General features: G+C 69.5%; 24 protein-coding genes. 14 read left to right on the top strand and 10 right to left on the bottom strand.

Features of this window, described 5'->3' with window-relative positions; genetic code table 11:
- Nucleotides 1–21 precede the first annotated feature (21 nt).
- The 3 genes from AB0I53_RS08425 (at nt 22) to AB0I53_RS08415 (ending at nt 1715) form a co-directional block, all read left to right on the top strand.
- A complete protein-coding gene (locus tag AB0I53_RS08425; protein ID WP_358598465.1) occupies nt 22–348 on the top strand; it encodes a metalloregulator ArsR/SmtB family transcription factor in 327 nt (108 codons plus the stop codon).
- Nucleotides 345–1283 carry an SRPBCC family protein gene (locus AB0I53_RS08420; protein WP_358598462.1) on the top strand — a complete coding sequence of 313 codons (939 nt, stop codon included), beginning with the start codon at nt 345–347 and terminating at the stop codon, nt 1281–1283. The genes AB0I53_RS08425 and AB0I53_RS08420 overlap by 4 nt, the downstream gene beginning before the upstream one ends.
- Before the next feature lie 99 nt (nt 1284–1382).
- Nucleotides 1383–1715: a putative quinol monooxygenase gene (locus tag AB0I53_RS08415; RefSeq protein ID WP_358598459.1), complete on the top strand. Its 333-nt coding sequence runs from the start codon at nt 1383–1385 to the stop codon at nt 1713–1715.
- A gap of 48 nt (nt 1716–1763) precedes the next feature.
- Here AB0I53_RS08415 and AB0I53_RS08410 read toward each other — a convergent pair whose 3' ends face one another.
- Entirely contained in the window at nt 1764–2471 is a 708-nt protein-coding gene (locus tag AB0I53_RS08410; protein ID WP_358598456.1) for an alpha/beta hydrolase, read from the bottom strand.
- A 97-nt stretch (nt 2472–2568) separates the two neighbouring features.
- On the opposite strand from AB0I53_RS08410, the gene AB0I53_RS08405 reads away from it, so the two are divergent.
- Nucleotides 2569–3372, top strand: coding sequence for a metalloregulator ArsR/SmtB family transcription factor (locus AB0I53_RS08405; RefSeq protein ID WP_358598453.1), 804 nt, complete (start codon nt 2569–2571; stop codon nt 3370–3372).
- Nucleotides 3373–3388: 16 nt separating this feature from the next.
- Here AB0I53_RS08405 and AB0I53_RS08400 read toward each other — a convergent pair whose 3' ends face one another.
- The 9 genes from AB0I53_RS08400 to AB0I53_RS08360 all read right to left on the bottom strand — a co-directional run bounded on the left by AB0I53_RS08400 (nt 3389) and on the right by AB0I53_RS08360 (nt 15786).
- Nucleotides 3389–3862, bottom strand: coding sequence for a cupin domain-containing protein (locus AB0I53_RS08400; protein WP_358598450.1), 474 nt, complete (start codon nt 3860–3862; stop codon nt 3389–3391).
- Between the two features lie 62 nt (nt 3863–3924).
- Nucleotides 3925–5133, bottom strand: a complete 1209-nt coding sequence (locus tag AB0I53_RS08395; protein WP_358598448.1) for a cytochrome P450 — start codon at nt 5131–5133, stop codon at nt 3925–3927.
- On the bottom strand, nt 5133–6248 hold the full coding sequence (locus AB0I53_RS08390) for a type III polyketide synthase (RefSeq protein ID WP_358598445.1): 1116 nt from the start codon (nt 6246–6248) through the stop codon (nt 5133–5135). Before AB0I53_RS08390 ends, AB0I53_RS08395 begins: the two co-directional genes overlap by 1 nt.
- A gap of 1197 nt (nt 6249–7445) precedes the next feature.
- The gene (locus AB0I53_RS08385; protein ID WP_358598442.1) at nt 7446–7577 is read right to left on the bottom strand and encodes a hypothetical protein; all 132 of its coding nucleotides are present in this window, start codon (nt 7575–7577) and stop codon (nt 7446–7448) included.
- A 1725-nt stretch (nt 7578–9302) separates the two neighbouring features.
- A complete protein-coding gene (locus tag AB0I53_RS08380; RefSeq protein ID WP_358598677.1) occupies nt 9303–10241 on the bottom strand; it encodes an alpha/beta hydrolase family protein in 939 nt (312 codons plus the stop codon).
- 53 nt (nt 10242–10294) lie between these two features.
- Nucleotides 10295–10555: a hypothetical protein gene (locus AB0I53_RS08375; protein WP_358598439.1), complete on the bottom strand. Its 261-nt coding sequence runs from the start codon at nt 10553–10555 to the stop codon at nt 10295–10297.
- A 12-nt stretch (nt 10556–10567) separates the two neighbouring features.
- Entirely contained in the window at nt 10568–11593 is a 1026-nt protein-coding gene (locus AB0I53_RS08370; protein WP_358598436.1) for a thioesterase domain-containing protein, read from the bottom strand.
- A complete protein-coding gene (locus tag AB0I53_RS08365; RefSeq protein WP_358598433.1) occupies nt 11548–14559 on the bottom strand; it encodes an SDR family NAD(P)-dependent oxidoreductase in 3012 nt (1003 codons plus the stop codon). Before AB0I53_RS08365 ends, AB0I53_RS08370 begins: the two co-directional genes overlap by 46 nt.
- 63 nt (nt 14560–14622) lie before the next feature.
- Entirely contained in the window at nt 14623–15786 is a 1164-nt protein-coding gene (locus tag AB0I53_RS08360) for an MFS transporter (protein ID WP_358598430.1), read from the bottom strand.
- A 655-nt stretch (nt 15787–16441) separates the two neighbouring features.
- Here AB0I53_RS08360 and AB0I53_RS08355 point away from each other — a divergent pair.
- From AB0I53_RS08355 to AB0I53_RS08310, 10 genes are read left to right on the top strand one after another with little or no spacing between them, the layout of a single operon-like run.
- Nucleotides 16442–18031 (top strand): ABC transporter substrate-binding protein, encoded by a 1590-nt coding sequence (locus AB0I53_RS08355; protein ID WP_358598427.1) that lies wholly within the window; start codon nt 16442–16444, stop codon nt 18029–18031.
- A complete protein-coding gene (locus AB0I53_RS08350; protein ID WP_358598424.1) occupies nt 18028–19062 on the top strand; it encodes an ABC transporter permease in 1035 nt (344 codons plus the stop codon). The genes AB0I53_RS08355 and AB0I53_RS08350 overlap by 4 nt, the downstream gene beginning before the upstream one ends.
- Before the next feature lie 5 nt (nt 19063–19067).
- Nucleotides 19068–19919, top strand: a complete 852-nt coding sequence (locus tag AB0I53_RS08345) for an ABC transporter permease (protein WP_358598421.1) — start codon at nt 19068–19070, stop codon at nt 19917–19919.
- An 8-nt stretch (nt 19920–19927) separates the two neighbouring features.
- A complete protein-coding gene (locus AB0I53_RS08340) occupies nt 19928–20905 on the top strand; it encodes an ABC transporter ATP-binding protein (protein ID WP_358598418.1) in 978 nt (325 codons plus the stop codon).
- A complete protein-coding gene (locus AB0I53_RS08335) occupies nt 20902–21672 on the top strand; it encodes an ATP-binding cassette domain-containing protein (protein WP_358598415.1) in 771 nt (256 codons plus the stop codon). The genes AB0I53_RS08340 and AB0I53_RS08335 overlap by 4 nt, the downstream gene beginning before the upstream one ends.
- Nucleotides 21673–21683: 11 nt before the next feature.
- On the top strand, nt 21684–22757 hold the full coding sequence (locus tag AB0I53_RS08330) for a sugar phosphate isomerase/epimerase family protein (protein ID WP_358598413.1): 1074 nt from the start codon (nt 21684–21686) through the stop codon (nt 22755–22757).
- On the top strand, nt 22757–23683 hold the full coding sequence (locus tag AB0I53_RS08325) for a TIM barrel protein (RefSeq protein ID WP_358598674.1): 927 nt from the start codon (nt 22757–22759) through the stop codon (nt 23681–23683). The genes AB0I53_RS08330 and AB0I53_RS08325 overlap by 1 nt, the downstream gene beginning before the upstream one ends.
- A 20-nt stretch (nt 23684–23703) precedes the next feature.
- Nucleotides 23704–24999, top strand: coding sequence for a hypothetical protein (locus tag AB0I53_RS08320; RefSeq protein ID WP_358598410.1), 1296 nt, complete (start codon nt 23704–23706; stop codon nt 24997–24999).
- Complete coding sequence (uraD, locus tag AB0I53_RS08315; RefSeq protein ID WP_358598407.1) at nt 24996–25502, top strand: 2-oxo-4-hydroxy-4-carboxy-5-ureidoimidazoline decarboxylase; 507 nt, start codon at nt 24996–24998, stop codon at nt 25500–25502. Before AB0I53_RS08320 ends, uraD begins: the two co-directional genes overlap by 4 nt.
- A gap of 41 nt (nt 25503–25543) precedes the next feature.
- Nucleotides 25544–26332, top strand: coding sequence for an IclR family transcriptional regulator C-terminal domain-containing protein (locus AB0I53_RS08310; RefSeq protein ID WP_358598404.1), 789 nt, complete (start codon nt 25544–25546; stop codon nt 26330–26332).
- The last annotated feature ends 7 nt before the right edge of the window (nt 26333–26339 follow it).

Here is a 26339-nt window from a genome sequence, read left to right as displayed (position 1 = left end):
CCGCTCGGCTATATTGACGGAGTGGCAAGTACCTTTGAAGTCTTGGCCGAACCACACCGCCGGGACATCCTCGACCTGCTGCGCACCGGCGAACGAGCCGTCGGCGACCTCGTCGACCACCTCCCGCTGAGCCAGCCCACGGTGTCCAAGCACCTCAAGGTGCTGCGCGAGGCCGGGCTGGTCGAAGTCCGCCAGGACGCCCAGCGCCGCTGGTACCGGCTGCGTCCCGAGCCACTGGCCGAGATCGACGCCTGGCTGGCGCCCTACCGGCAGATGTGGCACGACCGGCTCGACGCCCTGCAACGCCACCTCGACACCATGCCCGACCCGGAGGACACCCAGTCATGAACACCGACACATCCGTCACGATGATCGGCGACCGCCCGGTCCTGCGCCTGCAACGCCTGCTGCACCACCCGCCGGAGAAGGTGTGGCGCGCCATCACCGATCCCGCCGAGCTGGCCCACTGGTTCCCGGCCCGTATCGACTTCGACCAGCCCGTCCCCGGCTCCCCGATGCGCTTCACCTTCGAGGGTGCCGACGACGCCGACGAAGGGGAGATCCTCGAGGCCGACCCGCCGAAGCTCTTCGCGTTCCGCTGGGACACCGACGTCATCCGCTGCGAACTGCTCCCGCGCCCCGAAGGCTGCCTGCTGGTGTTCAGCCACGTCCTGCGTGGCCCTGACAGCGACCGCCCGTCGATCGCCCGCCACGGCGCCGGCTGGGACGCCTGCCTCGACGGCCTGGCCACCCGGCTCACCGGCACGACCGCCGAATTCTCCATGCAGACCTGGTTCGAACGAGCCGAGGCCTACATCGAGCAGTTCGGGCTCGGCGAAGGAGAGCTGCACGAGACCGAGAACGGCTACGAGATCCGCTTCGAACGCGACTTCGTCCAACCGCCCCACGAGGTCTGGGCGCTGATCACCGGCGACAGCGACCCCACCGCTGGCGCCGAACCGCCACTACAGAGCACCCACGGCTACGGGCAGGCCGGCGCGCTCACCGCCGCCGAAGCCCCCAACGCCCTGGAATACACCTGGCAACCAGGCGGCACGGTGCGATTCCAGCTCCGCGACCAGCACCCGATCGGCACCCGCCTCACGCTCACCCACACCCTGCCCGCCGCGCAGGCCGCCGAACGGACCACCCTCCTGGCGGCGTGGCAGGTCTACTTCGAGATCGTGTTCGCGGCCCTGCACGGCGACATCCGCTGCCCCTGGCCCGCCGACCGCACCGAGCAGCTGCGCGAGCACTACGCGCAACGCCTCAGCCTGGACTGAATCGACGCGGACCAGTCCGAATGGCTCCGCGCACGGTTCCTTAGGATCATCGGGCCCGGCGAAAGCCGAGCACCCACACGGTTCGAAGGAGTACCCGCGATGATCTTCATCACCGCCAAGTTCCGCATCCGGCCCGAACACGCCGACCGGTGGCCGGAGATCGCCGCCGAGTTCACCCAGGCGACCCGCGCCGAACCCGGCTGCCTGTGGTTCGACTGGTCCCGCAGCCTCGACGACCCGAACGAATACGTCCTGGTCGAAGCCTTCCGCGACGACCAGGCGGGCGCCGCGCACGTCCAGTCCGAACACTTCAAGAAGGCCCAGCAAACGCTGCCGCCGCACCTCGCCGAAACCCCGCGGATCGTCAGCACGACCGTGGAACAGCAGGACTGGTCGCAGCTCGGCGAGATGGCCGTGCCCGCACAGGGCTGACCCACCTGGTGTCGTGCGTGCCCCGACGCACGCACGACACCAGAACCGTCATCGCGGCGATCCCGCCAGATCGACCAGCAGGGCGGCGACCAGATCGGGCCGGGACCAGTTGGGGCAGTGCCCGGCCGGCAACTCCACGATCTCGACGCCGTCCCACTCGACCGAGCCCGATACGAGCTCGGGCATCCGGTCGGCCGAGCCCCGCACGAAGGTCGCCGGCACCTCCCGCCACGCCGCCGCCCGCACGCCCTGCCCGCCGATCACCGGATTGCTGGGCCGCAGCAACGAAATCGCCTCCTCGGCTCGCCCCGGGGAGCAGTCGTGGAACAACGCCTCCCGCGCGGACTCCGCGGTCAGCTCCAGCAAGCCGTCCGCGCGCCACCGCACCGCCTCCCGCGCCCCGGGCTCAACAGTGGGCGGGGGAGCGAGATCAGCCAGGCTCTGCCCGGCATCGGGCATGGCGCCGGCGAGGTACACCAACTTCCACACCGCGGGATGTGCCGCCGCGGCCTCGGTGATCACCGCACCGCCGTAAGAGTGTCCGCACAACACCACCGGTTCGGTCGCCGCATCCAGGAGCTCCCGCACCTGAGCGGCATCATCGTGCAGATCACCGGCGGCATCGCGAATGCCACCGTGCCCGCTGGGCAGATCCGCGACCACGCACTCGATCCCCGAGTCCGTCAGGTCCGCGACGACATCGCGCCACGACCACGGCCCCAGAAAACTGCCGTGCACCAGCACCACCGCCGCCATATCCGGAGCCTAGGCCGCGAGGCGGCCATCCTTTGACATGCAGCCGGTTGGCTGCCTATATTCAGGCAGCCAACCGGCTGCATTTTGGTAGGTGAAGATGGACGAGGTGTTCAAAGCACTCGCCGACCCCAACCGTCGCCAACTGCTGGACAACCTGAACGCCCACAACGGCCAAACCCTGCGCGAACTGTGCAGCGGCCTGGCCATGGCCCGGCAATCAGTGAGCAAGCACCTCGCAGTGCTGGAAGCCGCCAACCTGGTCACCGCCGTGCGACGCGGCCGGGAAAAGCTGCACTACCTCAACGCCGAACCGATCAACGCCATCGCCGACCGCTGGATCAACCAGTACGACCGACAACGCGTCCACGCACTCGCGGACCTGAAAACCGCATTGGAGCAACAACCCATGAACAACCCGGAATTCGTCTACACGACCTACATCAACACCACGCCACAACGACTCTGGCAAGCCCTAACCGCCCCCGCCTTCACTCGCCGCTACTGGGGCCTGGCCTTCGACACCGACTGGCAGGCCGGCTCCACCATGACCTGGCACGAACGCGGCAGCACGATCACCGACCCCGCCCAGGTCGTCCTCGAAGCCGAACCCCACCGCAAGCTCTCCTACACCTGGCACACCTTCACCCCGCAATGGGCCGAAGGCAGCGGCATCGACGACGAAACACTCACCAAGATCGCCGCCGAACCCCGCTCGAAGGTGACCTTCGAGATCGAACAGGTCGACGACATCGTCAAACTGACCGTCGTGCACGACGGCTTCGAACCGGACAGCACCGTGCTGGGCATGATCACCCAAGGCTGGCCCGCCCTGCTCTCCGGCCTCAAAACCCTGCTGGAAACCGGCGAAGCACTACCCGAACCCGCCGCGCACAACGACTAGCAACACCGCCACGGCCTCACGCATCGAACCGCAACGGCGTCAACTGCTCGATGTCATGACGCCGCCGCAACTCCGCCACCGCCGCATCATCCACGCCACCCGGAGCCTCCAGGATCTCCAACAACTCCTCGAAATACCGCTCGTGGTGCGACGGCGGCGAAGACTGGAAGAACATCCGCGCCGCGACATCACCACGATTGGCGAACGCATGCGGACAACCCGGCGGCACGAACATGACACTGCCCGGGCCGGCACGACAAACCCGCTGCCCCGATTCGCCCTCCCACTCCGACCAGCGATCCCCACCGCGCACGACCGGCTCGAACGCCAACAACTCCAGCTCGCCCTCCAGCACGTAGAACAACTCCTCGCTGTGGGCATGCACATGCGCACCCACATCGAAACCCGGCGGCACCACGACCTCGAAACTCGACGCCGCCACCGAATGCGCCCCGGTGACCTTGAACGTCACGTCCTGCGCACCCGTCACGATCCGCCTCCCGTGACCGGGCGGAACGACCAAACCCTCCATCAGCGCTGAACCTTCCCGAATCACCAGGTCACCGGCAGATCAACCGGACCACGGATCATGACGTCCTGCCGCCACCGAACCCCCTCCGGCGGCACCGCCAACCGAAGCCGGGGGAGCCGATCCAACAAGGTGCCCAGCAGCACCTGCGACTCCATCCGCGCCAACAACGGCCCCACGCAGTAATGCGGGCCATGCCCGAACGCCACATGCGGAATCTCCGCACGATCCAGATCGACCCGCTCCGGATCCGGGAAGACCTCCGCATCCCAGTTCGCCGTCACGTACGAGATGTGCACGACATCGCCGGCCCGAATCCGAACACCCCGGATCACCACATCCTCGGTGGCAACACGCGGCTGCCCGACACCACGCTTGTGCGGGATGAAACGCAACAGCTCCTCCACCGCATGCGGAACCAGCCCCGGATCGGCCACCAACCGATCCCGCAAACCCGGCTCCGTCAACAGCACGTACACCATGTTCGAACTGTTGTAGCGGACCGCGTGCCACCCGTTCAGCGACACCAGCACGATCAACGCGCCCAGTTCCTCATCATCGATCTCGCCACGATCACGCGCTTCGCCCAGCACCGTCACCAGATCATCACCCGACGACATGCGACGCCGCGCCACCAATTTGTGGAAGTACGCGTACAACTCAGATTTGATCCGGCCGTTGCGAGCCACCTCCGACTCGTCCCGCGCCATGCTGAACAACGTCTCCGCACACCACATCAACCACGGCCGGTCGGCCTCCGGAACACCCACGACCTCACCGATCATCGTCATCGGAAAAGGCGCCACCACGTGCTCCACCAGATCGGCCGGTGACCCCGCGCTCACCAACGCAGCAATCCGCTCGGCCACCACCTGCTCCGCACGAACCCGCAACCGCTCCACGTTGCGCTGCGCGAAAACCTTCGCCGCCACCCGCCGGATCCGCGCATGACCAGGCGGATCCGCATAGCTCACCGCCCGATCCAACGGGATGATGTGCTTGGTCATCCGAGGAAACGGCTGCCCCGCGATCGCAGCCCGGCTGAACCTCGGATCCGAGGTGACGAACTTGACGTCCTCATACCGCGTCACCAACCACGCCTCACCCGAACCGAACCGCATCCGGATCCGCGCCACCGGCTCATCCCGCAGGAACTCCGCAAGATCCGGATCGAACCCCACCCCGGCAATGTTCGGCGGCTCGTAGCACCGCACCGGACACCGATCCGACATCAGCGACCTCCCAACGGACGCACAACCGCCACCTGCTCAACCCGAGGGCGCACGATCGCCGGCTCCGGCCCCGAGACCCAACTGCCAACCGCCATCTCCGCACTGATGCCAGGCCCGAAACCGGCGATCAGCCCACGCGCCCGATCAGGCAGCGAACCCTCGTCGAACATCCGCAGCAACGCATCGAGCACCACACCGCTGGCGATGTTCCCGTACTCCGTTAGCGTCGCCCGGCTGTACCGGAACGCCACCGGCGGCACCCCCAAGAACTTCGTGAGGTCATCGAGAATCCGCGGCCCACCAGCATGGATGACGTAGAAGTCCAGCCCCGAGACATCCCACCGATGACGATCCGCCAACTCACGCAGCGCCGGCGCCAGCGGCTCCATCGTCGTCGGCACCCGCTTGTCCAGCCGGAAGTGGAAACCGGTGGCCTTGACCTGGTAGGAAATCCAGTCCTCGGTGTTCGGGATCATCGCCGCGGCATTGCGCTCCAGCAGAACCCCACTGCCGCCGGAGCCCCGCACCACAGCAGCGGCGACGGCATCGCCGAACAACCCGTTCGACAACAACGAACCGATGTCGTGGTCGTCGGGCTGATAGCACAGCGAGCAGAACTCGCAGGCCACGATCAACGCGTTCAAGTCCGGATAGGCGGTGCAGAAGTCGTGGGCGCGGTTGATCGCCGCACCACCGGCAGCGCACCCGAGCTGCGCGATCGGCAGCTGCCGCGTGTCGTGGCGGAACCCCATCGAGTTGATCAGCCACGACGTCATCGACGGCATCATGAACCCGGTGCACGAGACGTACACCAGCAGGTCGATGTCCTCCGCGCGCAGCCCGGAATTGGCCAGCGCCCGAGCGACGACGGCCGGCACGCGTTGCTTGGCCTGCTCCTCGTAGATCCTGTTGCGCACCTCGAAACCCGGGTGCTGCAGCGTTTCGGAGATGGGCCGGATGAGGTGGCGCTTGCGGACCCCGGTGTTGCTGATCAACCGCAGGGCGAGGGGGAGTTGCGGGTGATCGGCGTGAACTCGACGGGCGTGTTCGAGAGTTTCCTCCACGGTGATGACGTGTTCGGGAACCGCGACCGCCGGTCTGCACAGAACTGCCACCAATGCCTCCAGATGTACGAGCGCACGAACCAACCTGCTGTGAAGCGAATTGATTCGGCACTCATCATCCGGTGCGCCAGAGGGCATGGCGACCCGGCGGAGGGCCGTTTCCCCCGGCATAGCCACTGAAGGGAGGACACGACGGTGCCGCGTGACCAACTCACGCGAAAGTTGTTCGCAGCTAACGAGATTCCGGACGATGCAGCCCGATTGAACCCAAGCGCAAGGGGAGTAGGACAATTCCGGCACACGGGCCACCAGTCCGTCGCGATGTCGCGATGCGTCTAGCTCTCCAACGCGGCCGCGAGCCCGTCGAGGACGATCGCCAGACCCTGCTGGAACTCGTCGGCAGGGCGCACACCCCGCGCCGCCTCTTAACGAAGCGGCGACCTATCGATGGATGAGGATGGCCGACTACTTCCTGGACCAGCCCGCGTTCGATGCTTACGACGCCGTCGCGCTGGTCAGCGACACCAGCGGGAGCGAACGGACTCGCAAGTAACGCTATGCCGGCTCGCCCAGCGGCTTTTCGGCGACCACGTCGGTCTTGGACGGGTGCAGAGGGGGACAGGTGATCGATCCTGTTTCAGGCGATCCGGTGCAGATTCTTCGCCGATGCGACCGGCGAACCAGGTTCGCGGTGTGCGGCCATAACGTGCCCTCCACAGCAAGAGTCGTTTCCATCGCCCTGGAAACCGGCGTAGATGAACGCCGCGGACTCGGCGCACCTTTGGGTGGTGCTGACCCGACCGGGCTGCGGTCGGGTCCGGGGAACTGGTGGTGTCCTGTGCCAGCCAAAGTGGGGGATCCGACCTAGGCTCCGCCAGGTTCGTTGGCAAGGGGTGCTCGATACCGTGCCAACATAACTGGCGGAGACTTTGCTGGCCCAGTTGAGGGCGGTTTGGTCTGGTGGTCTGGTGGCGGGCGAGGACGGGATGTACTACGGGCCGTCGAGGTCGCGGGTGAAGTCGCTGGCGTACCGCATCGCGACGCGCTGCAGTGTGCCGTATTCGCTGGCTGCGTGTGGGCTGAGCACGGTGGTTCTGAGCCTGAGCCTGAGCCTGAGCCTGAGCCTGAGCCTGAGCCTGAGCCTGGGACCTTGTTCTGGATGGAGGCGCGCGCGGCGCATGCGTGTCCAGGCTGGGCTCGGGTGCCGACAGGTCGGGGCTGCCGGCACCCGGGCGGAGACCGCAAGTGTTAGTTGGCGGTGCTGTGATGGGTGTCTGGCACCTGGTTCATCCAGGACACCGCGTCGTCGCGGAAACTCTGATTGACCGGGATGAGGTCGGCCCCGTCGGGCTCGTCCAGAGCGGGGACGTTGACGCCCATCCAGCTATCGCCGTAGTCGAAGGCCGCGATGTGGGTGCCGCAGGTGGGACAGAATCCGCGCTTGGTCTCACCCGGGAAGGTGTCGTACCAGGTTGGCTCGCCGCCCTCGCCGGTCCACTCGAAGATGTCGAGGGGGGAAGGCCACCCACGTCATCATCGGGCAGCCGCCCCGCTTCTGGCAGTCCTTGCAGCTGCACGTGTGGGGGTAGTCCGGCTCGCCCTTCGCGGTGAACCGGATCCGCCCGCAGTGGCAGCCGCCGGTGCGGGCGGCAGCGACGATATCGGGGGTGGCGTTCATCAGTTCATCTCCCGTGCACGGTAAGCCAGTTGAGCCCACCAGTCTGTCATTCCCTCGGTGATCGTCAGGGAGCCGTCGAGGGCCTGCGGGAGGTCGATGTGGAAGAGTTCACGCTCCTTGATGAATCGGGCCAGGCCCTCGATGTGGGCGGGCCTCGTGTTCGTCGTCGAGATGGAGCTCGTAGTAGTGCAGGTGCTTGAGTTCGCTGCCGCTGACATATGCACAGGCGATCAGGCTGGGCATATGCGAGCCGACCATTCACTGATGGAGGTCGGCCAGCAACGCGGTCTCGGGTGCTGCGACGGCGGATTGCCAAGCCTCCGTCAACTACGTTGGCAATACACCAGATTGGCTGGCACAGGACAGGTGGTGGGTGGCTCGGGTCCGTCGCCGAACGAGTTACTTAACATAATGTACATTATCGGCGTTTTATCGACCTGCGGAGATGGCAGGCAGAAGGGCCTGTTGTCGAGTTCTCGCGCCTTGTCGAATCCGACTTCGACGACGTGCATGCCGACGAGCCGGACGGCGCGCCTGGCGATACGACGCCTGGCGGCTGGGCGGCCCGCTGGCTGATGTCGCGTTCGGCGCCAAGCCAGACATCAGCCTTTGGAGCCGCGTCGCGCGCCAAGTCGGCGGTCGACTTGGCGCGCTGAGTCGATCAGACGATGCGACGGTGGTCAGCTTGGGGCGCTCGAAGCCGTCGTGCGGCTCGTCAAGCTTGGCGGGCTGGCCCGATGAGGCAGCTTGCCGATGACGAAGCCTCTCGGTTGCCTATCGGGCTTGCTTCTCCATGTCCCGCCACTCCACCTATTAACGTCACAGTGACGAAAGAAGGTTGATGGAGCGGGACGCTGATCTGCGGCATCGATCAAAGCCAACCCGCCACATCATGATCCACATGGCACACGGTGGGCTGACCATGATCCGCCGAGCCTGCTGCGCGAAATGACCTGGCCGGAACGGCGCAGGTCATCGGCAGACGCATGGTGCACCGATGTGGGACCGTGGACTCGAATGCGTCGTGAAGGTGGTTGATCAACACGGGCGGGCGGTCCTCAATCCCCCGAGGAGAACCCGACCCACTCCCGGAGGTACTTCTCCATTTGATGGATAATCAACATTATCCATCAAATAGGCAAAGCTGATCAGATCCAAGGGCCTCCTTTGCGTTGCTCGGCGCGTTGGTACTCCGTGCACCTAGGTTCGTGGGTGGCGCACTCCCACTTCTTCTGGGAATCACCAAGTCTGCGTTGCCGTCTGCTGGGCATATTCCTCTCCCCTGCAACCCGCCGGGCTACGGTCCCCTCCCCTGATCGCCGTTTTCGCACTGCTGGTCGTTCTGGGCGCCCTACGACCAGCAACGCAACGGCAGTTCCCGAACTCGATCCAGCGCACGAGTCGTCAGATGATCGCTGCCAGCGCCGTCACAGTCCGAGCCCGGTGGCGAGGAACGGCCAGGACGTGTGCAGCTCGCGCTCCCAGTACTGCCAGCCATGGGTTTCGTTGCCGTAGTAGTTCACGGTGACCGGAATGCCGTGCAGCCAAAGCATGTCGGTGAACGTGCGCGAGGAGACCAACGCGGTCATCTCGATCGGATCTCCCGATGTGAGCGGATCCAGCGGGCCTTGCCGGCCGTTTCCTGCCGAGACGTAGAGCGCGGTGCCACGCAGGTCTTCGAGATGGTCGAACGGGTTGCTCGCGCTCCACACGTCGTGGTTCCAGCGGTCCGAGCCCCACAGGTCGAAGGGGCCGAAGCCCTCGCGTACCAGGATGCCCTGGATCCATTGGGCCACGCCCGGCGCGAGCGTGTTGGGCAGACCGCTGTAGGACGCGGCCGCCCTGAACATGCCCTCGTGTCGGAACGCGTAGGCCATCGCGCCGTACCCGCCGATGGACAGCCCGGCCACCGCGCGGGTCTGGCCGGCCCGGTAGTTGCGCTCGACGATCTGGCGCACCTCGACGGTGTGGAAGGTGTCCCAGTCCGGCTTGCCCGCCTGCCAGGCCGAGTAGAACCCGGCCTGTCCCCCGGACGGCATGATCACCATGACGTCCTTGTCCGCGGTGAACTGCGCGACGTCGGTGTTCGCCGCCCAGCCCAGGTAGTCCGGGCTGGGCGGGTTGTCCTGGTCGGAGCAGCAGCCGTGCAGCAGCCAGAGCTGCGGGAACAGCCGGGTGGGCTGACTGGTGTAGTTCGCGGGCAGCAACAGCCGCACCGACGCGGTGGTGCCCAGCGCGGGTGAGTCGATCACCAGGTCGATCGTGCGGTCGTCCACCTGGGTCTCGCTGATCACGCGGGCACCGTCGTCGGCGGTGCGGGTTGCAGTGGCCGACGCTGGAGCCAACGTGAGCGAGATCGACAGCATCGCGCCGACCACGGCCAGCGCGACACTCCGGGATCTCCTGCGAAGCGCGTGCTTCATCGAGGGTGTCTCCAGATCTGCGGGGCATGGTCCGGCCCGCCACGTTCGGCGCGGACGAGGTGCAACGCAGCTGCCAGCCGTGCGGCGAGCGTCGTGACGTGCGGTGGGTCGATCATGGAGACGTGGTCGCCGGGCATGCGGACCGCACGCAGATCCGTGCACAGTTCGTCCCAGCCCAGCGCGTCGTCGGTGCGCCGGTAGCGCGGGTCCAGCGAGGCGGTCAGCGGGTACGGCAGTTCGGCGCGCAGCAGCAGCACCGGGCCCGCCCACTAACGCGGCTGGTACCGCTCGGCCAATCGTGCGTCCACATAGGACGTGTATTGGTGGTGCAGCACGGCGTCGCCGATCCCGGGCACGGCTGCGCGCACCCGGTCCAGCACGATCCGGATCTGCTCGTCCTCGCCCACCGCGGCCAGTTCGGACAGCGGCAGGTCCAGCGTTGCGCCGTAGGTCCGTTCGATGTGCTCGGCGAACCGGCCGAACCGGTGGAGCAGCGCCTCGGCGCCGTCCGGTGTGTCCGATGTGGATAACGGGAGGATGGTGTCTATGAGGAACACGAGCTCCACCTGCTCGCCGCGGGCGGTGAGCACCTGCGCGACCTCGTAGGCCAGGTATCCACCGAACGACCAGCCGCCCAGCGCGTACGGCCCCACCGGCTGGTGTTCGCGGACCAGTTCGGCGTAGTGCTCCGCCTTGGCCTCCACGGTGTCGAGGTGGTCGACGCGTTCGTAGCCCAGGCACGGGCGGCCACCAGGCAGCTCGGCAACCAGCGGCTGGTACACGCTGGTGGGCCCACCCGCCGGGTGGAACAGGTGCAGCGGTTGCCCGTCGCCGGCGCGAAGCGTGCGCACAGTGCCTTCCGGGGAGTCCTCGAACGTCACGCGCACCAGGTCGGCCATGGCCGCGATCGTCGGAGTGGCGAACAGGTCGGTGGGCACCTCGCCCAGCCGCTCGGCCACGGCCGCGCGCACCTGATCGGCGTGCTCGGGCTTGCCGCCCAGCTCGGCGAACTCCTGGTGCACCCCCACTTCTCTGACGTCCAGCACGTCCTTCCAGACCAGTGCGAGCCATCGTTCGGTCGCGTCGCGTGGCCCGATCACGGCGGAGGGCTCCGATGGAGTGGCGTCGATGCCCAGGTCAACGGCTAGTGCGGCGGCCGCTTCGGCCGTGCTGGCCCCGCGCAGCAGTAGCGCGGCGGACGGTTGGGCACCGAAGTCGCGTTGCACGGTCGTGCGCAGCCGCATGGCCATCAGCGAGTCCAGGCCGAGCCCGGTGAGCGGTGCGTGTGCGTCCACGTGGTCGGGTGGGGTGCCCAGCAGTTCGGCGATGCGGGCGAGAAGCTGGTCCTGGACGGCGGCGAGCGCGTCGGCGGCGGGCAGCGTGCGCAGGGCGGCCAGTCCGGCCCAGCCTTTGGCCGGGGCGGGCCGGGTGGCCAGAGCTGGGAAGAGCTCGGTGGCGTGGCCGAGGTGCCTTGGGCAACTCCGGCCCATGCCCGTCCGTCGGCCAGTACTGCGCCCAGCGCGTCCAGTGCGGTGGCGGGTTCTACCGATGCCAGTGCGGCGTTGACCCTGTTCTCGGGGCCTTCGGCGCGGGTCCATGCGGCCCAGTTGATCGTGGTGGCGGGCAGTCCCGCGGCTCGCCGTCGGGCCACCAGTGCGTCCAGCCAGGCGTTGGCGGTGGCGTACGCGGCTTGGCCGGGCGAGCCGACCAGTCCGGCCAACGACGATTGCGCAAGCCACCAGTCCAGCGGTAATCCGGCCGTGGCTTGGTGCAGCTGCCATCCGCCGAGCACCTTGGGCCGCCACGCGCGAGCCAGCTCGTTCGCGCCCATCTCGGCGACCGTGCGGTCGGCGAGCACGCCGGCGCCGTGGACCACTCCGCGCAGCGGCATGCCGCCGTGCTGGGCGTGCTCGACGAGTTGGTCGGCCACGCCGGGCTCGGCCAGGTCGCCCAGCAGCACGTCCACCTCGACGCCTCGGGCGCGCAGGCCGTCGAGCACACGGGAGGCGGACTCGGTGGGTTCGGTGCGGCCGGAGAGCACGAGGCGGGTCGCGCCGTGCCCGGCCAGCCAGCTCGCGACCAGTAGGCCCAGTTCGCCCAGGCCACCGGTGATCAGGTAGGCGCCCGCGCGGACCGGCACCGCGCCGTCTGTCACTGTCACGCGGGCCAGCCGGGCGGTACGCCGTTGCCCGCCGCGCCAGGCGACCTCGTCGTCGGGCTGGTCGGCGCGGACCTCGGTGGCCAACTCGGTGCCCGAGGCCTCGGGATCCAGGTCGACCTGGGTGGCGTGCAGCTCGGGGTGTTCGAAGGCCAGCACTCGCACCAGGGCGCGCAGGCACGCCAGTCCCGGTTCCCCGGACTCCCCTTCCTCCACGGCGTGCGCACCTCTGCTGACCAACCACAACCGAGGTGGCGATGCCTGTTCAGCCAGCTCGGACGCCAGGCTGATGACGCGCAGCAGTAGGCGTTGGGCGCGATCCGGATCCGCGTAGCGGTCTGCGGGACCGGTTAGCAACACCACCCCGTTCGCTGGGCCGGCGGGGTCGGTGCGCACGGTGTCCCCTGCCGCGGTTAAGGCGGCGGTCAGGTCGGGTTCGTCCTCGTCGGACACCAGCACCCATGTGCGCGGATCGCGCGCGACGACCTCCGGTAGCGGGGCGGGCACCCAACGCGGCTCCAGGACGGTGGGCCTGGCTCGCAGTCGAGTGGCGCGCACACCTGCGAACTCCACCAGCACGGTGTCGTCGTCGGCGAGCAGCTGCACGTTCGCGGTCACGGTGTCCGATGTGGACTCCGTGACCGTGGCGGCGCATCGCGTGCCGCGCGCGGGATCGCCCAGCACGCGCACGGATCCGATCACGGAGTCCACGTACCGGCCGGGTGCGGTGTCGGTGCTGGCTGCGGCCAGGACGTGCAGGCACGCGTCCGCCAGTGCTGGATGCAGCACGTAGGCCGGGTGCGGACGGGCCTGTTCGGGCAGTGTGAGTGCGGCCGACGCTGAACCTTCGGCGGCGTGGGCCGTGCTCACTCCCCGGAACGCCGGTCCGTAGGCGTGCCCGGCGGCGGTGAACCGCGCGTGCACGTCGATTTCCGGCCCTGCGATCCGGCCCAATGGCGCGGGCGCGGGTGCGCCGTCAGGGATCAGGGTGGCGCTGGCGTGTTCGACCCACGCGTCGCCTTCGCGCGCCAGCACGGCCACCCGGTCGCCGGTGAGGCTGGTGGTGAGCGTGGCCGGAGCGGAGAGGTCCGACAGCGCGTCCAGACTCAGGTTCCGCACGGCTTTGCGGCCTCCCCCGGCAGCCAGCGCCAGTTCGAGGTAGTCGGTCGCGGGAAAGATCGGGGTGCCCTCCAGGGCGTGGTCGGTCAACCACGGCAGGGTTTCGGTGGACACCTCGGCCTGCCACAGGTGACGGCCGTCGTCGGGCACCTCGACGTGGTCGCCCAGCAGCGGGTGCCTTCGGTCGTCGCGGGGTGCGGAGGCGGTCACCCAGTGCTGGGTGTGCTGCCAGCGTGGGCCAGGCAGGTCCACGACCGGCGCTTGCGGATACCGCTCGCGGAGCGCGGTGGGATGCCCGGCGGCGTGCAGCGCGGCCAGCGCAGGCAGGCAGCCTTCGGCCTCGGCTTGGCGGCGCATGCTGGCCAGCGCGAGCACGTCTGCCCCGGCGGCGTGCGCGGTCTGCTCGATGGCGGCGACTGCCACCGGGTGCGGTGCGATCTCCAGGAATACGCGGTGTCCCCGGGGCAGGGCGGCGGTCACCGCTTGGGTGAAGCGGACTGGGCGGCGCAGGTTGTCCGCCCAGTAGTCCGGGCCGAATTTGGGCTCGGTGAACGGTTCGTCCAGCACGCTGGAAAACACCCGCACCGAGGGCGGTGCGGGTGCCAGCGTGCTGATCGCGGCGCGGAATTCGGCGAGCCCCGGGTCCACCGCGGCCGAGTGGCCGGCCGCGCCCAATGGGAGCAGGCGGGTGAACCGACCGCTACTGGACGCGAACGCCACGAGGTCGGCGACCGGTCCGGGCGGGTCGGTGACCGTGCATTGCGTGGGTGATCCGTGCACGGCGACTTCCACGCCGGGGAATCGTGGGGCGAGGTCGGCCAGTTCCTCCACCGACATCTCCACCACTGCCATCGCGCTGGTGTCGGCGGTGTCGATTCCGGCCAGCAGCCGGGCGCGCTCGCGCATCACCAGCAGGCCCTGATCGACGTCCAGCGCACCTGCCACGACAGCAGCGGCGATCTCGCCCATCGAGTGCCCGATCACCGCTGCTCGGTCGCGGTCGTGACAGCCCGATTCGGGAATGTGAAAGAAGAATCCGGGAGTGCGCTAGTCCTCAGTGGACACTTTTGCGCATCGGGTGCGGGCCTTTCCCGGCAGAACGCGCGCGGCCAGCAGTGCGGCCCCGGTCGTCACCACGGCGGCCACCACCAGCGCTCTGGTGTATCCGGCCACCATCGGACCGGCCGCCATGAGCGTGCCGACGAGGGCGACTCCCAGCGCGCCGGAAAGCTCGCGCGAGGCGGATAGCATTCCGGAGGCGGTTCCGGTGAGACGCTCCGGCACGACCTCCAGCGCGTACGTGGTCAGAGGTGCGGTGAACGCCGACCCGAACCCGATCACGGCCAGCGCGGACACCCGGGGCAGGAGCGCGGGAACGTCGCCCGCCACCGCCAGCACCGCCAATCCGCCGGTCACCAGCACCAGCCCGAACGTCACCGCCGGGCCCGGGCCAACCGCCACCACTGCCCTGCTCACCAGTGGGGTGGCGACGACCAGCGCGAGTGCCACGGTCAGCAGTGGCAGCGCGGCGGCGCTGGGGCCTGCCCGCAGCAACTGCTGGTGCACAACAGGTGTGAAGAACGCGACCCCGGTGACCCCGATGCCCCACAGGAGTTGTACGAGCAGGCCACCGCGCAGCGCTCGCGTTCTGAGCAGTGTCCGCGCGGATCTGCCGAGCGGCGGCGCCGTCTCCCCCAGCCTGGCCGGAAGCGCCGCGGTGAGCAGCACGACGGCCAGCACGAGCGGCACCGCCGACCAGAACACCCACCGCCAGTGCAGGTACTCGCTCAGCACTCCACCCAGCACCGGCCCGGCTGCCAGCGCGCCGGCCAGCGCTACGAGCCACACCGCTGCTCCCGCCGGTCGGCGTGCCGGGGGCAGTGCGGTGCGCACTAGAGTGAGCGCGGCGGGCACGATCGCAGCGGCGGCTACGCCTTGGGCCACGCGCCCGGTGATCAGCGGGGTTCCGGCCGAGGCGAACCCGCTCAACAAGGCGCCCGGGCCGAAGATGGCGCTGCCCCAGCGCAGGACGGCGCGTTCTCCGAGCCGGTCGATCAGCGGTCCGGCGGGCAACAACAGCACGGCGAACGGCAGCACGTATCCCAGCCCGAGCCACGACACCTGTTCAATGCCCAGGTTCAGTTCCGCGGCGACCAATCCGGCAGCCGCGGCGACGATCGTGTTGTCCACCGATGCCGTGAACGCAACCACCGCGATCAGCGCCAGTACCGGCGCGGCAGCGCCTTCCGGGTTCTTCCGCGCGTCCCGGTCGGCTACCTGCCGGTGGGCGGGGGAAACGATGGCGGGCGAATGCCGACTCCGTCCGCCGCCGACGGGTTCCGCTGGGCGATCGCCGGGGAAACCGCGCGGCCGGTGGCCCCTTCCGGTGCCGCGAGCTCGGCGCGAGATCGATCGCAGTCGCAGTCATTTCCACTCCACTCCGCATCGAGTCGGGCGGCACAGCCCCGTGGGACTGCGTTGTTGCGACGGTACGGACGGCCGCGGCGAGCTGGTGTCCAAGTTCCTGGACACCCACGGGACCGAGGGCTGGGCGATCGAGAGTCTGGTGGGTGTCCGTCCACATGAGACGCGCTCGTGCGGCGCGGCGGTCGGAGTTCGCCGGCGGGCCATGTCGCGGGTTGGTGCGTGGTGGCTCGGGAAGCCTCGAAGACGGAAATGGTGCGGAAGCCGCAAACCAGGCCGGCGCGCGAATGAAGTTCTGACGCATGTGCGGTGATGGCGCGTTTCGGGTCGGTAACCACCTCGTCGACCCATTGCATCGGCAACTACGCACGGGCTAGCTTGTACGCGATGCGAGCGTATGTACGTAGAGCGTACATGCGGAGTCTTCGCGAAAGGAGCCCAGGTGGCCGGAAGCGGAGCGAGACCGAGGCCGCGACGCCTCGCCGCTGTGGTGGTGACCCTGGCGCTGACCGCCACCACGGTCGGTGCATGCACGGCCGGGGGCCGGGCGGGCGCCACGGCGGGCAACGGGCGGAACATCGTCGTCGCCTACAACAACAAGATCAATTCGCTGGATCCGATCAACGTCGAATACCAGCAGGCCAATGTGGTGCTGCAGGGCCTCTACGACACGTTGGTCACCTACGACGCCGACCAGCGCCTGGTCGGCCGGCTCGCGTCGGGCTTCGTGCTGTCCCCCGACGCCACCTCGGTCGAGATCACGTTGCGCGACGGCGTCGCGTTCCACGACGGAACCCCGCTGACCGCGGCCGACGTCGCGTACACATTGGACCGGACCGCGCGGCTGGGCCGCGGCGCGGCGACCTACCTGACCGGGTACGCGGGCACCGAGGTCCGCGACGACAAGCACCTGACCATCCGGCTTTCCAAACCGAACTCGCTGATCCTGGGCGGGCTCAGCAAGATCTACATCCTCAACTCCGCACTGGTGCGGCGCAACGAGGGAACCGACGACGCGCAGAGCTGGCTGTCCGCCAACGACGCGGGCAGCGGCCCGTTCCGGCTCACCGAGGCGCGGCAGGGCGACACCTTCGGCATCCACCGCCACCCCGGCTACTGGGAGTTCGACCCGGCCCGCCCCGAGGAGCTCTCGTTCCGGCTGATCAACGAGAGCGCCACGCAACGCGACGAGCTGCGCGCGGGCAACCTGGACGTGGCCACCACCCTGACCGCGACCGACGCGGCCAGCCTCACCGGCATCGATGGGATCACGGTCCGCACCTCCCCGACCAACCTGGAATCGGTGGTGGTGTTCAACATGGTCGACGGGCCGACCACGAATCCCGCGGTGCGCAAGGCGATTCAGCTGGCCTACGACTACCAGGGCGCGTTGCGGGCCTTCCGCGGCGGCGCGGGAACCGTCGCCGCCGGGCCGTTGCCCAACACGATGTCGTGCCGCCCGAACCTGCCACCGGCGCATCGCGACCTCGCTGAGGCGCGGCGGATCCTCGACCAGGCGGGCATCGGCAAGCTGACGCTGACCATGAGCTTCCAGCCGTCGTCGACGGTGTGGAAGCAGGAGGCGACGCTGCTGCAGTCGAACCTGGCCGAGATCGGGGTGACGCTCAACCTCGAACCGATCGCCTTCGCCGACTACCTGAGCCGGTTGTCGGACCGGTCGAAGATCCCGCAGATGATGCTGCTGGAGGAGTTCGCCCAGTTCCCCGATCCGGGCGCGCTGCTGGTCCGGGGCTACCACTCCGAGTCGGTCGGCACGAACCGCTCCGGCTACGCCGATCCCGCGCTGGACGCGCTGCTGCGGCAGGCCCTGGCCAGCCCCGCCGCCGAGCAGGCCTGCCCGAGCTACCTGCGGGCGCAGGAGCTGATCGACCGCCAGGCGATCGCCCTGCCCATGTACACGTTGGACAAGTCGATCGGCTTCGCGAACCGGGTGTCCGGGGTGCGTCCGGCCACGGTCGGGTCCGGGGTGTCGGTGCCGGATCTGCGGCTGTCCGCGGGAGGCGCCCGATGAGCCGATCACGACAGGCGATCTGGTTCCTGGTGCGCCGGCTGGGCACCGCGCTGCTGACGGTGCTCGGGCTGGTCACGCTCGTGTTCGCGATGATCAAGCTGATCCCGGGCGACGAGGCGCAGGTGGCGGCCGGTGACGGCGCCACGCCGGCGCAGGTCGAGCGCACCCGCGCGCAGCTCGGTCTCGACGCCCCGGCGATCGTGCAGTACTTCCGCTACCTGGGCCGGCTCGTGCACGGCGATCTCGGCACGTCCACGGCGACCCGGCATCCGGTGCTCACCGATGTGCTCTCGGTGCTGCCCGCGACGGCCGAGCTGGTGGTGCTCGCGCTGCTGCTGGCGCTGCTGGTGGCCTTGCCCGCCGCCACGTTCGCGGCGCTGCGGCACGGGGCGGCCACCGACGCGGTCAGCCGGATCCTGGTCGTCATCACCGCCGGGCTGCCGACCTTCTGGCTGGGTCTGCTGCTGCAATGGCTGCTGGGCACCAAGCTGGAGATGCTGCCGATCTCCGGCCGGTTCTCCGCGGGCGTCGAAGTCCCGACACGCACGGGCATGGCCATGCCCGACGCACTGCTCGCCGGTGACCTCTACGCGTTCTACGACGCGCTCCAGCACTTCGTGCTGCCCGCCTCGGTGCTCGCCGTCCCGGTCGCCGCGCAGCTGTTCCGGTTGCTGCGCGCGGAACTGCTGACCGTGCTCTCCCGTGAACACATCACCGTCGCCAGAGCCAAGGGCGTGCCGATGCGACGGCTGGTGCGCGGCCACGCGGTGCCGAACGCGATGGGCCCGGTGCTCACGCTCACCGGCATCGAGGTCGGCATCCTGGTCGGCTCGGCCGTGCTGGTCGAATCGATCTTCGGGCTCTCCGGTGTCGGCGCCTACCTGCAGAACGCCGTGGAACAGCGGGACATCTTCGCGGTGCTGGGCACGGTGACGGCGATCGGTGTGCTGGTCGTGCTCGCCAACCTCGTGACCGACATAGTGCAGCTCGCCCGGGATCCGCGGCTGCGCTCGACCCGGATGGGCGGGTGAGGACCGTGCCGCATCCCATTCAAACCCCTCGGCTGATCCGGTCGACCAGGCGGAGCACGCTCGACGCGATCGTGATCGCGCTGGTCTGCCTGGTCGTGGCGACGGCGCTGCTGGGGCCGCTGCTCGCGCCCGAGTCGGTGTTCCGCTCGAACGTGTTGGAAGCCCTGCAGCCGCCCAGCGCCGCGCACTGGTTCGGCACCGACGACCAGGGCAGGGACGTGCTCTGGCGGCTGGTGGCCGGGGCCCGCGAAACGCTGCTGGCCGCGATGCTCGTGGTGGCGTGCTATTCGGCGATCGGTTGCCTGGTGGCGGTGCTGGCCACCGTCGGCGGCCGGTGGCTGGACGAGGTGCTGATGCGGGTCACCGACGTCGCGTTGGCACTGCCCGGGATGGTCGTGGCCCTCGGTTTCGCCGCCGCGATGGGGCCGAGCCTCAAGAGCGCGATCATCGCGATGATCCTGGCCGGCTGGCCGATGACCGCGCGGCTGCTGCGCGGCGTGATGCACGAGACGATGGCGATGCCGTTCGTCGCCGGGGCCCGCGTGCTCGGGGTTTCGCGGACCCGGCTGATGCTGCGCCACGTCCTGCCGAACTCGCTGGATGCGCTGCTGGTCAAGTGGGCCGGGGACATCGGTTTCACCGTCCTGCTGCTGGCCGGGCTGTCGTTCATCGGCGTCGGCGCCCAGCCGCCCAGCGCCGAGTGGGGCGCCATGATCTCGGGCGCGAAGGGCTACATCGCCACCGCCTGGTGGGTGGCTCTCGCCCCCGGCCTGGCCATCGCCGTCACCGCCGCGGCCTTCGGGCTGCTCGGCGATCTGCTGCAAGTCCGCCGCAATCCCGCGCTGAGGAAGAAATGAGGTCCGCGATGGTCGCGACCCCGCTGCTGGACATCCGCGGGCTGACGGTCGAGGTCGACGGGCCCGCGGGGCCGGTGACGCTGGTGGATTCCTTCGATCTCGGTATAGCCGCCGGTGACCGGGTGGCGCTGGTCGGCGAGTCCGGTTCCGGCAAGTCCGTCATGGCCCGGTCGGTGCTCCGGCTGGATCCCGATGTGGCGTTGTCCGGTTCGATCCGCCTCGGCGGCACCGAACTGCTGTCGTGCGGGGAGGCCGAGTTGACCCGGGTGCGGGGCGGCCGGGTCGGCATGGTGTTCCAGGATCCGATGGGCGCGCTGAACCCGCTGCAGACGATCGGCCGGCAGATCGCCGAACCGCTGCTGCTGAAGGGAGTCCCGCGGCGGACCGCGCTGAACCGGGCCCGGGACCTGCTCGACGAGCTCGGCGTCGATCGGGCCGCGGAGCGGCTGCGGGCCTACCCGCACGAGTTCTCCGGCGGGATGCGCCAACGCGTGGTGCTCGCGATGGCCTTGATCGGCGAGCCCGAGCTGCTGATCGCCGACGAGCCGACCACCGCGCTGGACGTGCGGGTGCAGCAGCAGGTGCTGGCGCTGCTGGATGACGTGTGCCGGCGCCGCGGCCTGGCGGTCCTGCTCATCACCCACGACCTGGGTTTGGTCGCGGGCTTCGCCGAGCGGGTCGTCGTGATGTACGCGGGCCGCAAGGTCGAGGAACGACCGGTGCGACCGCTCTACGCGCAGCCCGCCCATCCCTACACCTCGGGTCTGCTGAAAGCGGTGCCGCGGATCGATCGTGAGACGCAGCGGCTGGCGTCCATCCCGGGCGTCCCGCCCACGCCCTCGGCTCGCCCCGCTGGCTGCGCGTTCCACCCCCGCTGCGAGGTGCGCGTGGACCGGTGCAGCACCGAGATCCCGCTGCAGCGCACCTTGGAACAAGGTGTCGCCGCCTGCCACCTGCTCGGCGATGATGCGGAGGCCCGCCGATGAGCCTGCTCGACGTACGCGCGGTGACCAAGGACTTCCGCGGCACGCGCGCCCTGGACGCCGTCGACCTGGCCGTGGGCGAGGGCGAAACGGTCGGACTGGTCGGCGAATCCGGGTCCGGGAAGTCCACCTTGCTGAGGTGCGTGCTGCGGCTGGAACGCCCGGACAGCGGCGAGATCCGCTACGACGGCATCGACGTGATCCGCGCGGACCGGGCGCAGCGCAAGAGGTTTCGCCGGGAAGTGCAGATGGTGTTCCAGGATCCGCACGCCAGCCTCAACCCGCGGATGACCGTCGAACAGCTGGTTTCCGAAGGCATGCTCGTGCACGGGCTGGAGCGGTCCCGGGCCGGCCGCCGGGACCGCGTGGTGCAGCTGCTGTCGATGGTCGGGCTGGATCCCGCGGACATGGGCCGCCGCCCCGGCTCGTTCTCCGGCGGGCAGCGGCAGCGCATCGCCATCGCGCGGGCGCTGGCGGTGCGACCGCGGCTGCTGGTGTGCGACGAACCGGTGTCCGCCCTGGACGTTTCGGTGCAGGCGCAGGTGATCAACCTGCTCGCGGACATGCAGGCGGAGCTGGGGCTGACGGTGCTGTTCATCGCGCACGACCTCGCCGTGGTCGGCCACCTCTGCACCCGGATCGCGGTCATCTCGCGCGGCGAGATCGTCGAATCCGGGCCGCGCGAGCAGGTTTTCGGCGAGCCGCGCCACGAGTACGCCCGCGCACTGCTGGACGCGGTGCCCATTCCCGATCCCACGATCGCACGATGAGAGGACGCCGGATGCGAATCGGAGTAGACGGCCGAAAGATCCCCGAGAGCGCCAAGCGCGGGCCGGTCGCCAGCCTCGACCACGGCCACGAGCTCGGCATGGCCGGGCTGTTCTTCCGGACCGTGCTGGACATGAGCCCGACCCTCGACCCCGGCGAGCTCGCCGCGATCCGGCAGCGCGCCGACGAACTCGGCATGTACCTGGAGACCGGGCTCGGCAAGGTCAACCCCTACGCGCTCGCCGAAGCACCGGAGCTGCGCGCGATCGGCGACGGGGACGTGCTGCTGGGATTCCGGCGCATGATGGAGGCCTGCGCGGCGATCGGCTGCCGGGAGCTGTGGGTGGCGACGGCCAACTACAAGCCGGCGTATCGCGGCCGGTGGGCCTACGACCGCTTCCGCACGGACGTGACCTGGGACGAGCAGCTCGCCGCCACCGACCGGTTCCTGCACCGGCTCGCGCCGATCGCGCGGGATCTCGGCATCCACCTGAACCTGGAGACGCACGAGGAGATCACCACCTTCGAGCTGGTGCGGCTGGTGGAATCGGTCGGCGCCGACGTCACGGGAATCGTCTTCGACACGGCGAACGTCCTGCAACGCGTGGAGCATCCGGTGTGGGCGGCGCGGCGGGTCGCGCCGTACGTCCGCCAGACGCACATCAAGGACGCCCTGATCGCGCACGAGTCCGGTGAGCTCGCCTACCAGATGCGCCCGTGCGGCTCCGGCGTGGTGGACTTCGCCGCGCTGCTGCCGATCCTCGCCGCGGCCAACCCGGCCGTGCACCTGACGATCGAGAACGACGAGTCGCTGGACGACCGGCCGCGGCCGCGCAAGCCCATCCTCATCGAGATCTACTCCCCGGAATTCCTTGCCGGGCACCCGGACCTGACGGTCGAGGAGATGGCCGCCTACCTGGAGATGGTGCACGGCTACGAGCGGCGGATCCTCCGCGGCGAGTTGCCCACCCGTCAGGCCTACGCCGAACAACCTTACGGCTACGCCGAAACCGTGGCCTACATCCAGCGCAGCGCCGAGCACCTGCGATCGGTGTGCCAGGCCGCGGACCTGCCGGTGACCGCGTGATGATCGCCGCGCGGCGGCGCGTGGAGATCTGCGCGCGCGACCTGCCGGGCGCCCCGGCGGATCCGGCCGAGGCGGTCGGCAAGGCCCGCGAACTGGGCTTCGGCGGTGTCCACTTCCCCTCGGTGACAGCGATTTCCGCGCGGCATGAGGCTCGGCAGCTGGCGGAGTTCGCGGAATTCGCCGCCGAGCAGCAGGTCAACGTGTCACTGGCGGTGGGCATGCTCAACGCCTACCGCCTGGAGCGGGCCGCCGAGCTGCTCGCGGCGGGATCGGGCGATCTGCTGCGCGGATTCGACCGGACGCTGGCCTCGGCAGCCGCGCTCGGCGTGCACGAGCTGACCGTGATCGTGGGCACCGAGGCGGACCGCTTCGACCCCGCCATCCCCTGGCCGGAACAGCTGCGCGCCACCGGTGATCTGCTGGCACGCCTCGCGCCTGTGTTGCGCGACGCGGGCAGCAGGCTGCTGATCAAGACGCACGAGGAGATCACCACCTTCGAAATCGTCCGGCTCGTGGAGGCCGTCGGCCCGGACGTGCTGGGCGTCGCCTTCGACCCGGTGAACGTGCTGATCCGGCTGGAAGATCCGGTCGCCGCGGCCCGCCGCGTCGCGCCGCACACCCGCGCGATCCACCTCGACGACGCCTGGCTGTGCCAGACCCCGCGCGGCCTGGCACGCCGGATGTGCCCGCTGGGGCGGGGAATCCTCGACTGGCCGCCCCAGCTGCCGGAGGACACCCGGCTGGTCCTGGACTTCCACCGCGCAGAGCTGGAGCTGCCGTACTTCGACCAGACCTGGCTCGCCGCGCAACCCGACGCGACCTGCGCCGAACTCGCGGCGCTCGCAGCCCACGCCGCGGCCGACCGCGAGCCGGTCTCCGACCTCGGCGTTCGCCTCACGGCCGCACTCGACGCGCTGCCCCGATGACACCCGACCGGGAGAATCGCATGCCCAATCCCGACAAGACGCACCGCCGCGAGGGCAGCCACTGGGTCAGCCCGGTGAACTTCGACCCCGAGGTGCAGGGCCAGTTCCACTGGCCCCAGCCGTTCGCGCTGATCGACAGCACGTTGCGCAAGACGTTGTTCACCGCCGGCGCCACCACCACGATCGACGGTTTCCTGCGCATCGCCGAAGCGCTCGCCGACGCGGGCGTCGAGGACGAGAGCCTCAACATCAACTGGGGCGGCGGCAGCGCCCCGATCCCGCGCGAACTCGAACTCTGCCGGGCCATCGCGGGCCGCGACTTCGGTTTCCGGCTCAACGTCTACGCGGACACGCTGCTGTCGGACGGGGTGAACCGGCAGCCGGTCACGGCACGCGAAACGGCCCAGCTGCTGGCCGATCTCGGCGTTCGCGTGCTGGCACCGGGCATCGTGCAGGCGCCGTCGAAAGAGGCCCAGCGACGCCAGCTGGACGAGCTCGCCGACTTCTTCGAGCTGGCCCGCGAACTCGGGATGGACGTCACGATCACCCTCGCGCACGTGGGCAGGCGCGACTGGGACAGCCTCGTCGAGGTCTCCAACGTCGCGATCGCGCTCGGCGCGCGGCGGATCGACCTGATGGACTCCACCAGCAGCCTCGCGCCGGAGGCCATGAAGGTGTTCATCGCCCGCTACCGCGCCGCCCTGGTGCGCGACGTCCCGGTGACCATGCACGTGCACGACGACTTCGGCCTGGCCACGGCCGGGGCCATCGCCGCCGCCACCGCCGGGGCCTCCCCGGACGTCTCGGTCGCCGGGGTCTCCTACCGCGCCGGTTTCGCGCCGCTGGAGGAAGTGGTCACCAGCCTCGAATTCCTCTACGGCGTGGACACCGGCATCCGGCTGGACCGGCTCCAGCCGCTGGCCGACCTCGTCGCCGCCGAGATGGGGTTGCCGATCCCGCCGCTGAAACCGCTGGTCGGCGAGTACGCGTTCCTCCGGCACATGCCCGGTGACGTGCTGTCCTGCCTGCGCCAGGGAACCGACGCGTTCCCGCCGGTCTCCGCGTGCGTCGACCCGTCGGTCATCGGTTCCCGGATGAGCTGGGTCTGGGACAGCCTGAGCACCGACGCGATGGCCCGGGAACTCGGCAGATCGCTGGGCGAGACGCTCACCGACGAGGAAGTCCGTGCGGTGCACGCCGCCCTGGACTCGGCCGTGGAGCGGATCACCACCTACCCGCGCTGGCTCACCTCGGCCGAAGCCACCAACCTCTGCCGGCAGACCCTGTCCGGACTGCGATCGGCGAACGACCAATGAGCAGTATCGCGATCCTCAACGCATTGCCCGCCGATGCCGCCCGTGAAGCGCTGCACGCGTGCTGCCCGTCGGCGCGCTGGTCACGGGAAATGGCCGCCCGGCGCCCCTTTTCCTCCGCATCGGCGCTGATCGCCGCGGGCACGAGCCTGCTCGACGGCATGGCCGACGCCGAGCTAGTGGAGGTGATCTCCCGGCACGATCCGATCGGGGCCGACGCCGGCGACGGCCGGCTGACCAGTCGCTGGTCCCGCCGGGAGCAGTCGGGAGTGCTCGGTGAGGGTGTCGCGATCCGCGCCGAGTTCGCCGAGCTGAACCGGCAGTACCGGGAGCGCTTCGGCTACGTCTACCTGGTCTGCGCCACCGGGCGATCCGCCGCCGACATCAGGGACGACCTCGTCCACCGGCTGCACCAAGACGAGGCGGTCGAGCTGCGGACCGCTCGTGCGGAGCTGCGCAAGATCGTCGAGCTGCGGCTCGGCCGAATCCTCGAGGCGGTACGCTGAGCGTGCACATTGCACACGATGCGCCCGCGCGGGAGGTATTGGTGGACGAGCAGGACCAGGCGGCACCGTACTTCGTCACCGCCGTGGAGCGGGGAATGGCCGTCCTGCAGGCCTTCACCGCCGCTCGCCCCGAGCTGAACTTCACCGAGGCCGGCGAGCTGACCGGGCTGAGCCGCGCCACCACCCGGCGGCTGATGCTGACCCTGCGCGACCTCGGCTTCCTGACCTCCGAGGACGCGCGGACGTTCCGGCTCGCCCCCAAGGTGCTGCAACTCGGCTACAGCTACCTCTCCGGCATGCCGCTGCGCGACATCGCCCGGCCGCACCTGGAAACGCTCTCCGGTCAACTCGGCGAGACCGCCGGGCTCGCGGTGCTGGACGGCACGGAGATCCTCTACGTCGCGATAGCGATGTGCCCGCGGCTGACCGCGGTCCGGATCAACCTCGGCACCCGCTTCCCCGCGCCCGCGACCGCCGCCGGCCGGGCCCTGCTCGCCAACCTGCCGCCCGCCGCGCTGGACAAGGCCCTCGCCGAAACGACGCTGGACCGCGCCGCGGGCACCACGTCCGAGCGGGTGTTCCGCGATCGCCTGGCCGAAATCCGCGACCGGGGCTGGGCGCTGGCCGACAGCGAGCTCGACGACGAACTCCGCGGCGCCGCCGCCCCGGTCGCCGACCAGGACGGTCGCGTCACGGCGGCGGTGAGCGTCTCGCTGCACAGCGGCCGCCAGACCGCAGAGGCCATGCAGCGCGACGTGATCCCGCAGGTGACCCGCACGGCCGAGCTGATCCACGCCGACCTGACCGGAACCCCCCGAACCAGGCCCTGACGCTATT

The organism is Saccharopolyspora sp. NPDC050389, from assembly GCF_040655595.1.
In the GTDB taxonomy this organism is placed as follows: Bacteria; Actinomycetota; Actinomycetes; order Mycobacteriales; family Pseudonocardiaceae; genus Saccharopolyspora.
The sequence above is the reverse complement of the archived record's forward strand: the minus strand, read 5'-3'. Positions and strand labels throughout refer to the sequence as shown.